The sequence below is a fragment of the Bacteroidales bacterium genome (assembly GCA_035299085.1).
GTDB lineage: Bacteria > Bacteroidota > Bacteroidia > Bacteroidales > UBA10428 > UBA5072.
Genome location: DATGXG010000045.1, coordinates 63,732 through 76,809 on the forward strand (window position 1 = coordinate 63,732; position 13,078 = coordinate 76,809).

Here is a 13,078-nt window from a genome sequence, read left to right on the forward strand (position 1 = left end):
AGAAATTAAAGAAAAGTACACCCTTCAAGGTTATAAACTTTGAAGGGTGTTTTTATTTATGCAGGATAGGATATTCTTACATGGTAAATATTCTGCAATCGCTTTTTAAATACCTCTTTTATTGTTGTAATATCCTTAAATGTAATTTGCGCTTCATTATACTGCTCATCAGTCATCTGCGAAGTAATAATATTATCCACCAGCGTATCAATAGTACTTTCGGTTATTGATTTCAGACTCCTGGAAGCGGCTTCAACCGAGTCGGCCATCATCACTATGGCAGTTTCTTTTGAATCGGGCCGCGGACCGGGATAAGAGAACTTCCTAACATCAACTTCGGCTTCAGGATATTTTCGCAAAAACGACCTGTAAAAATACTGAACGGTAGTAGTTCCGTGGTGTGTCCGGATGAAATTGATTATAGGCTCCGGAAGCTTGTTTTTCTTAGCCAACTCTACACCTTTCCTTACATGATCAATTATAATCCTTGCACTTTGCTCGAATTCCAGATTGTCATGCGGGTTAATGGCACTCGACTGGTTTTCGATGTAATAAAGCGGCTCATCAATTTTGCCGATATCATGGTAGAGAGCGCCGGTCCTTACAAGCAAGGGATTTCCGCCCACGTGATGAACGGCTTCTTCAGCCAGGTTGGCTACCTGCAATGAATGCTGAAACGTTCCCGGTGCATTTTCAGCCAGCTTTCGCAGCAACGGCTGGTTGGTGTCCGATAACTCCATGAGTGTGGCATCGGAAATAAAACCGAATGTTTTCTCAAACACATAGATGAGAGGATATGAGATCAGAATGAGCAGTCCGTTCACACCAAACCAGCTGAAATACTTATAGTCGATCTGCCTTAGGTCTCCTTCCTGGACAAGTCCTATGCCAATGTATATTACCGAGTAGGTTAAAATGACAAAGGCCGCAGTCACAACAAGTTTTGATCTGCGATAGGCATCCGTAAGGCTTATAATGGCAACCATACCGGCTACCACGTTCAGAAGAACGAATTCAAAACCGTTGGGCACAAAAAATCCTACAAGAAGAATCGTGATGAAATGCACAAATAAGGCCAGCCTTGAATCAAAAAAGGTGTTAAGAACGATGGGCAGTATGGCAAAGGGAAGTACATAAATGCTGAAAAGCCCGAACCTTAGGGAAGTGCTCGCAATGATCACCATCATAAGTACGATCAACAGGATAAAGGCTATTCTCATATTGCTTTCAAGTACTTCTTTTCTGAATCGTCTTAAAAACATGTAAAGAACAAGCAATGAAGTTAATACAAGAATGAATTTGCCAATAATCACAAGCTGTCTTTGCATGAAGCCGAGATTTCGCTCATATTCCCTGCGAAGTGATTCAAGAGCCATAAACTTGGAATCGCTTATGTATTCGCCTCGCGAAATGATGCCCTGTCCTTCCTGGATCAGTCCCCGTGACGGGGAAATACCATTGATAAGGCTTTTAAGAACTGTCGTTGATTTTTCTTCATCGTAAATTACATTGGTAGCCAGGAAATTGTTGATTTCAAAATCCTTAAAAAACTTGTCGTATTTCCTTATCAACAGGTTATTCCTGCGGGGAATGCCATTATGCAGCCTTTCAACCACCCGCTCGTAGGCACTCTTTGGTGTGTACAGATCAGCAATCGGTGTGGTTTCGGCAATGTTATTTCTTACAACCACGATTTCACCGTATTTATTCCGGTTATTTTCTTCAATGGGTGAAAGATCAACTATTCCCCTCTGGTAAATATCCCGTACAACCGATTTTAAAAATCCGCGATACTGATTTTCCAGCTGCCGGTTCGCGTTATAGCGGCTATCCCGGCGATAAGCGTCTCTTGAAGGTATTTTTAAACTGTCAATTGAATAATTTACCCATGCGTTTGAAAAGCTTTCCCCCAGTTCCTGCAGGCGCTGGTCAGCAATTGTCTTATCAAAAGTAAATATCGGCCGGTAACCTTTAAGGGCTGAATCTCTTTCTGCAGCAATTTCAACTGAAGATTTTGCTATCGGAAAACTGAATGGTGCAGTGAGATCTTCATGCTTCCAGAATCCGCCTTTCTGATATTCAAACATAAACCTGCCCTCACGCGGAAGAAAATACACAATAATGACCGATGTGAGCATAAAGCACGCAATGGTCAGAATTGTGCGGATGTTATAACGTATATGCTGTAAATATTTATTCATTGTGAAATTTCGATGCTAGTTGTATATTAGTTGAAAACACACGAATTTTAACAAAATATTATACAAAGTAAACCATTTTGGAGTATACTAGTGATAAACAATGATCGTTAATTGATGTTCAAGCCTTTAATATCAACATTAAACAATATGGAGTATAATTCAGAATATGGCATTTCACTGTTAAGCATAATCCCGATGAGAAGCGACCCTGCTGAAGAGGCAGAAATGGTGAGCCAGTTATTGTTTGGAGAACATTACGAAATTCAAAACGAAAGGGACGGATTTTTTGAGATAAAAAACCGGTACGATAATTACACCGGATGGATAGATTGTTCCATGCATTCTTCCTTAACGGCGGAATTTTATCATCATCTTGAATCAGAAAAAAATCAACCTGTCCAGACATGCCTGATCATGAGCATTGAGCAAACAGGTTATCCCCCGATGCAGATAGTTGCCGGAAGCACTCTCCCGGGGCTGAATACAAAGAAAAATTCGTTTGAAATCGATGGCATTACTTTTCATATCCGATGGTCATTTGAAAAGTTTGCCATTAAGGGATTTGAATCCATTAATAAAACGGCTGCCTACTTTTTAAATACACCCTACCTGTGGGGTGGTCGGACAACCTTTGGATGCGACTGTTCAGGATTTATTCAGAATCTGTTTAAGATACATGGCATCAGTCTTCAACGGGATGCCGATCAGCAGGCGGAACAAGGCCGGTTAGTGCCCGATGTCAGAGAAGCGCAGCCCGGTGATGTCGCCTTTTTTGCAGACGATGAAGGCAACGTGGTTCATGTAGGGATGGTGATATCACCTTCTGAAATCATCCACAGCTCAGGCTATGTACATATTGACCGGCTTGACGAAAAGGGAATTTTCAACCTGAAGCGGCAGGAGTATTCCCATACGTTGCATTCCATTAAGAGGATGGTTTGAGAAACAGAGCCGTCATTGCGAGGAGCCACACAAATCAATGATTATACCATAATCTCTGGCGACGAAGCAATCTGTCAGCACAGGCAATTCTTAACCAAGTCAAACAGCCAAAGTTCTTTGCGACGTTCTGCCTGTTCGGGCAGATTGCTTCGTCGCTATTCTACAGTACTATAATCAATTATTTTCCAGCTCCTCGCAATGACGAGCTTTTTTCCAGTATCCAGTATCTTTCTTCAAATAATCATCCCCGCGCAAACCGTTTCATTTGTTCCTTCATCAATCAGGATGAGGGAGCCGGTGACACGATTTTTACGGTAGGAATCATAAAACAGGGGCATAGTGGTTCGTAACTTCACTTCGGCGATTTCATTCAATCCTATTTGTTTATCGGTGAAATCCCTCTCAACCCGGTTGATATCCATTTTATAGTTAACCTCCTGTATGATGCAACGCGCCTCGCGGGTAGTGTGCCGTATCCAGTACTTTGCACCGGGACGCATCGGACGCTCATTAAGCCAACAGATCATCGCGGTGATATCCTGTCCTTCCTGCGGCAAATTATCTTCCTTAACAATCATATCACCGCGACTGATATCAATGTCATCTTCCAGGGTGATCGTAACACTCTGGGGAGGGAAAGCTTCGGTAAGTTGTTCCTTCATGAAATCGATTGATTTGATAACCGATTTGAATCCTGAAGGCAACACGGTAACTTTTTCCCCGGGTTTGAATACACCGCCTGCGACTCTTCCGGCATATCCCCTGTAATCATGAAAATCATCCGTATTGGGTCTGATGACATACTGTACAGGAAATCTCGGATCATTGAAGTTAGCGTCGTTCCTGATTTCAACCGTCTCAAGAAAATGCATCAGCGTATTGCCCTTATACCAGGGCATGTTGGATGATTCATCCACAACGTTATCTCCTTTAAGAGCGCTGATAGGAATGAATGTGGCATCATGCAGTTCAAGTTTGGCAGAAATCTGCCTGAAATCATTTTGGATTTTTTCATAAACCTGCTCGCTGTAATCCACCAGATCCATCTTGTTGATGCAAACAATGACATGAGGAATCTGAAGCAGTGAAGCGATAAAGCAGTGGCGGATTGTTTGCTCAACAACACCATTTCGGGCATCAATAAGAATGAGTGCGGCATTTGCTGTTGATGCGCCGGTAACCATGTTTCGGGTATACTGGATATGGCCGGGAGTATCGGCAATAATGAATTTGCGCTTCGGGGTGGCAAAGTAACGATAGGCCACATCAATTGTAATGCCCTGTTCGCGTTCTGCTCTCAGTCCGTCGGTTAGAAGCGACAGGTTAATCTGTTCTTCGCCACGGTTAAGGCTGGCTCTTTCAAGCGCTTCCAACTGATCTTCAAAGATGGCTTTGCTATCGTACAGCAACCTGCCGATCAGCGTGCTTTTGCCGTCATCCACGCTTCCTGCTGTTGTAAACCGCAGCAGTTCCATATCGAGGTATCCTGAACTCATGTGTTAATGTGATAATGTGATAATGTGCTAATGTGATAATGTGCTAATGTGCTAATGTGCTAATGTGCTAATGTGTTAATGTGATAATGTGATAATGTGATAATGCGTTGAATAAGGTTTTTCATTGGCAAATTAGCACATTGGCAAATTAGCACATTAGAAATATCCCTCCTTCTTCCGATCCTCCATGGCGGATTCGGAGCGTTTGTCGTCGTAACGGCCGCCGCGTTCGGTAACCCGTGTGGCCGCGACTTCGTTAATGATATCTTCAAGTGAATTGGCCTTTGAAAGCGTTAATCCGGTACAGGTTATATCGCCTATGGTCCGGCAGCGTACATCTATCGTTTCAACCTTTTCATTGGGTTTCAGCTTCATAAAAGGCGCCCAGGCAAGCCATACACCGTCGCGGTTGAACACCTGTCTTTTATGTGTGTAATACAGATCGGGAATTTCAACACTTTCCATATATATGTATTGCCACACGTCCATTTCAGTCCAGTTGCTTATCGGGAAAACCCTGAAGTGTTCACCCATCCTTTTCCGGCCATTAAAAAGATTCCAGAGCTCGGGCCTTTGGTTTTTTGGATTCCACTGACCGAATTCATCGCGGTGTGAAAAGAAGCGTTCCTTTGCACGGGCTTTTTCTTCGTCACGTCGACCGCCACCCATGGCTGCGTCGAACTTGAATTCGGCAAGGGCATCAAGAAGTGTAACTGTCTGAAGTACATTACGGCTTGCATTGTACCCGGTTTCTTCAATTGCCTTACCCTGGTTGATGCTATCCTGGACTAACCTCACGATACAGCGGCCACCCGTTTTATCCATCAGGTGATCGCGGAAATCGAGTGTTTCCCGGAAGTTATGGCCTGTATCAATATGTAATAAGGGAAAAGGAACCTTCATAGGCCAGAATGCCTTTCGGGCTAGGTAATACATTACGATGGAATCTTTTCCTCCTGAAAAGAGCATCACCGGTTTGTCGAACTGCGCGGCCACCTCACGGATCACAAATATCGATTCGGCTTCCAGTTCGCGTAAGTGATTGATGTTATATTGATTCATTGTCATTTTGTATACTCGGTCAATTGTAAAACGAAGTCAAGCAACTTGCAGGCGCTTTGTTCCACGTCCGTTTTACCAGTGTCAATTGTAATATCAGGATTTACAGGGGGTTCGAACGGTGAACCGATTCCTGTAAAATCATGAATCTTCCCTTCGCGGGCCTGTTTATAAAGTCCCTTGGTATCACGTTGTTCGCAAATCTCAAGAGGGGCATCAACGAATATTTCGCAATAATCCTCACCGGCAATGGAGCGGATCATCCTGCGCATTTCTTCAGTGGGTGTAATGAATGACACAATGGTGATGATGCCCGAGTTGGCAAAAAGCTTTGCCACTTCCGCCACCCTGCGGAGGTTTTCCTGCCGGTCAGCGGCAGAAAAGCCAAGGCCTTTATTGAGTCCTTTGCGGATTTCATCCCCGTCGATAACACGGCAGAGATATCCCCGAAGTGTAAGTTCATTATCCAGGATTGAAGCCAGCGTACTTTTACCGGCACCTGACAGTCCGCACATCCAGAAAATGCGTGCATGCTGATTTAATATTTCCTCTTTACTCGCTCTGGACCGGGATGCAGAAACCATAGAACCCGAAAACAACGTGTCTGTACCCATATTTTTCAATGAGCGACAAAGATAAATAATTGACTGAAATATATACTAGTGATTTGTTAGGATATTGGATCGGTGTTTATACCTAATAAAAAAAAAGGCTGACCAACGGCCAGCCTTTTATTTTAAGAAAGTTCGAAATTATTTTCTCAGATTAGGACGATTTACTTTTTCAACATAGTTCTTACGGGCAAAACTCGGTGCAACATAGGGTTCTACTGAATACAGACCGTTTGCAACAACGATTTTTGCAATCACACCGTCAAATCCGCCACCTTCAGCATCATCTGCACCGGGCGTACTGGCATACGGTGCCTGTGAGTCCTGCTGAACAATATCTTCATTCAAAGCAGTTCCCTGCTGCCTGAAGTTAGCAGTAACAGGTAATTTCACATCTGGGAGGAATTCATAAAATGTATTATAAAAATCATTTACCCACAGATCGGCCCAGATAATATATTCCCCATCTTCAAGAGCGGCAATGAATTCTTCAGGATTTTTGCCTGTTGCAGCTGAGTAGTTGCCTATTTCACTTGCCCACGGATTAGCAGGATCAAAATCAGCAGCGGGGGAAACAAGAACGTCAAAATCAACCATGTCGGCTGCGTCATATGTCATTTCAGTGGAATCAATATAATCGATAACAACACCGTTATCGAGTGTCACTGATTTTTCAACGGCTTCCATACCTGAAACCTCCCCTGACCAACCAATGGAAACTGTGATATCAGGAGAAACATAATTCTCAATTGTCAAATTAGCTGTAGGAAAAACAGTTGAAGGATTTACCTGGTATTTTTCACCAAGGCTGAAAATACCAATTTCAAGTACACAATCCTCAGTCGGCTCTGCATCCCAATCAGTCGGGAAAATAATCATCATAGTGGCAGAAGTTGTATACGGCTGAATAATAGCAGGAGAAACAATGAAATCATCTGCATTTGCTGCTCCACTTTTTACACGGGCACTGATTGTAAGGGCACGGTCATTCATTTTATCAATGGATGCCGTGTAATAAATAGTATCGCCTTCCTTTAAAGCACTATAGTCACCCACTGGTGTAACAGTCACTTTGGGATAGTTGTCCGGACTAATTACAGGATCGGTGTCCTGGCTATATTCACATGCAACAAATGTCCCTGCAAAGAAAACAAGAGCTGCAAGATTAAATATTGTGTATTTTTTCATGTTCTGATTTTTTTAAGTGTCTAATTATTCTACAGGTGTATATACACTTACGTATGTTCTGATACCAGCAGCAAAAGTAATCTGGTAATAGAGTGTGATGACTCCTGTTTCCTTATCAACTGTTCCGAATGCTGTTCCTGAAACTTCATTTGAATAGTAATTACCCAAATTCTGCAGAGGAACTGAAAGCTGACTGCAAACATCGGTGAAAACAAAGCCTTCAGTAGCAGCACCGCCAAGAGGACCAGCTCCACCCGGGAAGTAATGACCTACCCATGAAGTATGATATTCGCCCACATTTCCTGTAGAAACGATTACATCCTCAACGGCCGGGTAAGTAGTAACCGCACCGTCATAGTTTGTCCTGGTTACTACCAGTGAATAGGTACCGGCCAGGTTAGAGAAGCAGGCATAATTTAATGTAATGGCTATGGTCTTGCCACTGGGCTCTACACCATCAGTACTATTAGTGGATTGCACCCTTAATACGATAACCGGAGCAGTATCAAGTGGTGCCTCAATTCCCTGTGTGAGCATAGTCACCTGGAAATTATTCAGAAGGTTATTGTTGGGATCCAGCGTAATGGTTTTATTATCAATACGGAAATGGGTTCCCTCTATAGCTGTTGATGATGGATCAACACCAATAGTTGCTGTAACAGTTGATTTTACATCTCTGAAACCAGGTCCGAAAACTCTGATAGGAAGAACAAATGAATATTCGTTACCATCAGCAATAGCACCGTAAGCAGTTGCCCCGTCTCTGAATCCAACCATGGTGGGACCATCATCGTTTAATTCATAAAGTGCTTTGTCGTCGAAGCACGAATTACCGGTAAAAACGACAAGTACCAGTAATAGAATATTTCTTAATGTTTTCATGTTTTTCAAGAATAAAATTATTGAGCCCAGAAAATCTTGTCATTGAAAGCGTTCTTTTGTGCCGGTACATTGTCAGCATTGGCGGCAAGTTCGCTAGCGGGATACAGCAATCTGACAGGTCTGTCAGGTGTAGTTGCCAGTCTTGAAACAGGCAGATCAGCCGGGAATCCGGTACGGTTATAATCAAACCATGACTGAATGGCATCCAGACCGTTTAAAGAAATCCATTTCTGAGTAATGATGGCTTCCTTTTTATCAGCTGAAACATCATAGCCTACATTAGTGATGGCTTGTGCAGAATAGGTTGCTGCCGCTTCTACTGGATGTAGTACGCCAAGAGTTATAAATGATGCTTCGATACCCTTATTATAAAGAGCCTTGGGACTTTCTGACAAATAACCTTTCAAGGCTGCCTCAGCCATATTGAAATAGTTTTCTGAAAGTGTGAAGATGATAGCATCCTGTTCCGGTCCTTTTAATATGCCGGGGCCAATATTGGATACATTGTCCGATATATACTGGTCAACAATAGGAGTATCATAATCAAGCAGACCCTGCGGAACACCAAGGTGACCCGTAGACGGTTTTTCATAAATGCGATCGATCCTTGGATCATTCATGTCTTTAAGTAAAGTCAGCACATAATCAGTGGCACAGGTGGCCTTGTTGTTCATCACCACTGAACCGGCAGCATCTTCACCATAGCTGTCCCAAAGCGGGTTCTGCTGATCTTTGATTTTAACATAACCCGGGTTAACGGTTACATTTCCAGTGATGAATCCTGAACCTTCAGTTAATATGGCATTTATCTGCTCGGTAATGTAAGCACCGCGATCAGCCATATCCGACTGGCGAACCAGTATCCTTAATTTAATTGAATTGGCAAACTGGATCCATTTTGTCATGTCACCACCGAAAATGATATCATCAGTAGCAGGAACCAATGCTGTTTCCGGTGCATTTTTGATCATATCGATAGCAGCAGTCAGCTTAACAATGAGGTCTTCATAAACCGTCTGGGCAGCATCGTATTTCGGTGCAGGATTCAGGCTTCTTTTTAAAGCATCAGTATAAGGAATATCTCCATATAAATCCACCAGGATATTATAATGGAAAGATTTCATGATCATGGAAATAGCCGTATAATAAGTGTAAGCAGGATCATCCGGCTTGTCCAGGGTCTGATACTGTTTCAGAGGATTCTGATAGGCAGTGTTAAAACAGGTTGCATAGAATGATGAGGTTACCAGGTATTTGAATTCATCAGGATACCAGGCATAACCGTCACTCTGACTCCAGTTATACATCAATAAATTACCCAGAGTATTTACCCTGTTATTGATCAGCAAATAGGTTGCAGTTAAATTCTCAGCAACAGGCAAAGCCAGATCAGGAGATACCGATGTAGGATTATTCGGATCCTGGTTAACATCCAGATAGTCCTCGCTGCATGCAGGAATCAGAGTCACTGCCAGCAGCATGAAAATATATTTGAATAAATGTTTCATAGTACTCTAGGTATTAAAATTCTAAATTAAGTGAGAAGCCAAATGATTTGGTAGGAGGAGGTTGCAGGAAACCACCGATACCAGTTGCATTGGGATTGTCATAAGAGTTTCCGAATTCAGGATCAGCAAAGTGGTTTTCTTTGGGTAACCAGGTCATCAGGTTACGTGCAACAAATCCAACTTTAACCTTTGTAATCGGGGTCTTTGCCAGCAGTTTTGCAGGAAGAGCATAATCAACTGTTAATTCCCTGATTTTAAGAGCGGAGGCGTCTTTTACGTAGTTTTCCTTTACGTTATTGTAAACGTCGGTCCAATAACCCTGGCGACCATTGGCAACGGGTATATTTGTATTCGGAACAAATACACCGGTTTGGGTTTCAATAACCGAATTAGGAACAACAAAATCCTGACGGTTGGCTGATACACTCTCGAGTGAACGGCCTGTGAATTCCATCTGGTCCGAACCCTGCTCATAATATACGAAACCGGTTCTATAATCTACAGTAGCACCGATAGAGATTCCTTTGAAAGCCATAGTTGTATTGAAACCCCAAATACTCTTAGGAGTAGTTCTGCCCAGGTTTTTGTATGAAGTCATTTCCTTCGGGTTACCTGAAGAAGGATCAATAATAAGTCTGCCCTGAGGATCTCTAAGATAAGCTGAAGCTTTAATCTGGGGGAATATTTCACCCTTTACAGCATAAACACCGGCTAATCCACCACTTACAGTCTGAAGGGCAACTTCATTATTGTCCTTTGTAATTTCAACTACTTCAGTTGTCTGGGTTGTGTAGTTAATGCTGGCGTCCCATGTAAATCCTGAATAATCAATAATGCGACCGCCCAAAGTGGCTTCAAAACCATGGTTCTTTAATTCACCAATGTTGGTAAGGAATGAAGCAGCACCTGAAGCAATCGAAGGAGTGATTGCAGTGATCAGGTCAGTTGTTTTGATAATATAATAGGAACCGTCGAGTGTTATCCTGTTATTCAGGAATCCCAGGTCAATACCAACTTCAGTTGTATTAATTCTTTCTTTCTTAATGTTGGCATCAACAGTTCTTGTACCCAATGCGAATCCATTAAGATCGCCATAGGGGAAACCAATCTGCTGTGAATATCTTTCGTTAATTTCATAAGGCTGCAAATCGTTAAATACTGTAGCATTGCTGGCAGTAATCTTTGCAAATGAAAGTACGTTGTTCTGCAGACTCTTGATAGCGTCGGTCAGCACGAATGACAAACCGAATGCAGGATAGAAATAATTGTTGTTTCCTTTTGCAAGAGTTGATGTCCAGTCATTTCTGCCTGAGAAGTTCAGGAAGAGATAGTTACCGTAACCCAGGGTGAAATCACCGAAGAAACCATAGTTAATGTATTTGGAATCGTCGCGGGTAACTTCAGGTTTGCCGGTTCCGTTTGAAACATCGTAAAAACCGGGAATACTGAGGTTGTTAGCCCTGATCATTCCATAATGCGTTTCCTGTGTCTGATTGGTGGCACCGAGGTTAGCCTTCAGGGAAATGTTGTCGGTAATATGCCGATCCAATGCCAAAATAGCATCAAAGTTGTAATCTTTATTCTGGAATTCAGAATCTTCAACAAATGACGAAATGTCGGAATTACCGGTTCTGAATGCAGCAAATTTCTGAGCAGCACGCCAGTTTTTACCGTCGCCCCATGAATTGTTCATAGCGGCACGAACAGTAAACTTCATCCATGAAAGAATGTCATAGGATACGGCTACGTTAGCCATCAACCTCCTTGTGTCATCAATATTCCGGTTTGTTCCAACGCAGAAATAAGGATTCTCATAGTATCCGTTATAATAGGTATCAGGAGTTGCCCATTTGTCAGTTCTCCAGTTTTTGTACTTCGACAGAGGAATGTTTGCTGATGTGTTCAGAAGGAACCAGTACAGAGGTCTGTCCTGATCTCCGATTGTGCTACCTACCACATCCGTATGATCTGAAAAATAGGTCGAATTGAAGGCCAGTTCCAGTTTGCCTATACGTTTGCTTGCATTGGCACGGAATGTATAGCGTTTGTATGCATCATCCGGAACAATACCGTCAGCAGTCTGGGTACCTGCAGAAAGATAGAAACTGCTTGTCTGGTCACCACCGCTTACGTAAGCAGTGTGGGTCCAAGTATCACCGTTCTGGAAGAACTTCAACAGGTTGTCTTTTACCGGAGCATAAGGAGATTCCTGGAATGTACCATCAGGCAGTGTGGGACCAATCTGGCGCATTTGACCGTCAAAACGGGGACCCCAGTTGGTGTTTTCGATAGGGTCATACTGGCCTTCCCAACCTGTACCATATTTAGTCTGGAAGTCAGGCATATAAGCAACTTTTTCAAGTGTATATGCAGAGTTCAAACCAACAGTAAATTTCTGGCTGGCTGCACCTTTCTTGGTGGTAACGATAAGAGCACCGTTACTTGCTTTTGAACCATAAAGAGCTGCAGCGTTGGCACCTTTCAGTACGTTGATTTCCTGGATATCATTAGGGTTCAGGTCATCCAAAGCACCAAGTGATGCAATTGAACCATCAATAACCACAGTGGCTGAGTTGTTGCCGCTGATTGAACGATAACCTCTCAGGGTAATCTGTGTTGACGGATTTACACCGTTATCCATATTATTGATCTGAAGTCCTGCAACCTTACCGGTAAGAGCGCTGGCTGCCCTAGTCGGTGCTGCCATGAGGATCTCATCGTTGCTTACCTTCTGAGTCTGGTAAGTAACCTCCCTCTTTTCCCTCTTAATACCGAGTGCAGTAACCACTACCTCGTCCATTTGGGTAATGTCGCTCGACATAACAACATCAATAACCGACTGTCCTCCAACTGCAATTTCCTGATCCTTAAAGCCAATGGAACTGAAAACAAGCGTTGCATTTGCAGGAGCGGTCATCTGATACTTACCGCTGGCATCAGTGGCAGTACCGGTGTTTGTCCCCTTAATTTTTACATACACCCCGGGAAGCGTATTACCATCCTCGGAGGATGTAATCGTTCCCCTGATTTGTACGTCCTGCCCGAACGCGAACCAGCTAAAAAGGAGCAGGCATACAAGTGAACTCAAAATCCTTTTCATAGATTAAATTTTAGGTTTATAATAGGTTAATAAGACTCCTGATGTATCCAATCAGTCGTATAAAACTAAAAAAAAAAAGAAAAAAAATGAA

At 42.9% G+C, this 13,078-nt stretch carries 9 protein-coding genes; 1 reads left to right on the forward strand and 8 read right to left on the reverse strand.

Features of this window, described 5'->3' with window-relative positions; translation table 11 throughout:
- Positions 1 to 56 precede the first annotated feature (56 nt).
- Positions 57 to 2,201: an HDIG domain-containing protein gene (locus VK179_14535; protein ID HLO59962.1), complete on the reverse strand. Its 2,145-nt coding sequence runs from the start codon at positions 2,199 to 2,201 to the stop codon at positions 57 to 59.
- Between the two features lie 147 nt (positions 2,202 to 2,348).
- On the opposite strand from VK179_14535, the gene VK179_14540 reads away from it, so the two are divergent.
- Positions 2,349 to 3,143, forward strand: a complete 795-nt coding sequence (locus VK179_14540; GenBank protein ID HLO59963.1) for a C40 family peptidase — start codon at positions 2,349 to 2,351, stop codon at positions 3,141 to 3,143.
- 233 nt (positions 3,144 to 3,376) lie between these two features.
- Here VK179_14540 and cysN read toward each other — a convergent pair whose 3' ends face one another.
- From cysN to VK179_14575, 7 genes are all read right to left on the reverse strand, one after another.
- A complete protein-coding gene (gene cysN, locus VK179_14545; GenBank protein HLO59964.1) occupies positions 3,377 to 4,639 on the reverse strand; it encodes a sulfate adenylyltransferase subunit CysN in 1,263 nt (420 codons plus the stop codon).
- 156 nt (positions 4,640 to 4,795) lie between these two features.
- Entirely contained in the window at positions 4,796 to 5,701 is a 906-nt protein-coding gene (cysD, locus tag VK179_14550) for a sulfate adenylyltransferase subunit CysD (protein ID HLO59965.1), read from the reverse strand.
- A gap of 2 nt (positions 5,702 to 5,703) precedes the next feature.
- The gene (gene cysC, locus VK179_14555; protein HLO59966.1) at positions 5,704 to 6,312 is read right to left on the reverse strand and encodes an adenylyl-sulfate kinase; all 609 of its coding nucleotides are present in this window, start codon (positions 6,310 to 6,312) and stop codon (positions 5,704 to 5,706) included.
- Positions 6,313 to 6,450: 138 nt separating this feature from the next.
- Entirely contained in the window at positions 6,451 to 7,497 is a 1,047-nt protein-coding gene (locus VK179_14560; protein HLO59967.1) for a hypothetical protein, read from the reverse strand.
- Between the two features lie 24 nt (positions 7,498 to 7,521).
- Positions 7,522 to 8,379 (reverse strand): hypothetical protein, encoded by an 858-nt coding sequence (locus VK179_14565; GenBank protein HLO59968.1) that lies wholly within the window; start codon positions 8,377 to 8,379, stop codon positions 7,522 to 7,524.
- Between the two features lie 17 nt (positions 8,380 to 8,396).
- Positions 8,397 to 9,887, reverse strand: a complete 1,491-nt coding sequence (locus tag VK179_14570; GenBank protein HLO59969.1) for a SusD/RagB family nutrient-binding outer membrane lipoprotein — start codon at positions 9,885 to 9,887, stop codon at positions 8,397 to 8,399.
- Between the two features lie 13 nt (positions 9,888 to 9,900).
- Positions 9,901 to 12,987 (reverse strand): SusC/RagA family TonB-linked outer membrane protein, encoded by a 3,087-nt coding sequence (locus tag VK179_14575; GenBank protein HLO59970.1) that lies wholly within the window; start codon positions 12,985 to 12,987, stop codon positions 9,901 to 9,903.
- Positions 12,988 to 13,078 lie beyond the last annotated feature (91 nt).

Bases quoted from the DNA above. Each gene is read 5' to 3' on its own strand.
- VK179_14575 (HLO59970.1), bottom strand. From the start codon at position 12,987: ATGAAAAGGATTTTGAGTTCACTTGTATGCCTGCTCCTTTTTAGCTGG.
- cysC (HLO59966.1), bottom strand. From the start codon at position 6,312: ATGGGTACAGACACGTTGTTTTCGGGTTCTATGGTTTCTGCATCCCGG.
- VK179_14540 (HLO59963.1), top strand. From the start codon at position 2,349: ATGGAGTATAATTCAGAATATGGCATTTCACTGTTAAGCATAATCCCG.
- VK179_14535 (HLO59962.1), bottom strand. From the start codon at position 2,201: ATGAATAAATATTTACAGCATATACGTTATAACATCCGCACAATTCTG.
- cysD (HLO59965.1), bottom strand. From the start codon at position 5,701: ATGAATCAATATAACATCAATCACTTACGCGAACTGGAAGCCGAATCG.
- VK179_14570 (HLO59969.1), bottom strand. From the start codon at position 9,887: ATGAAACATTTATTCAAATATATTTTCATGCTGCTGGCAGTGACTCTG.
- cysN (HLO59964.1), bottom strand. From the start codon at position 4,639: ATGAGTTCAGGATACCTCGATATGGAACTGCTGCGGTTTACAACAGCA.
- VK179_14560 (HLO59967.1), bottom strand. From the start codon at position 7,497: ATGAAAAAATACACAATATTTAATCTTGCAGCTCTTGTTTTCTTTGCA.
- VK179_14565 (HLO59968.1), bottom strand. From the start codon at position 8,379: ATGAAAACATTAAGAAATATTCTATTACTGGTACTTGTCGTTTTTACC.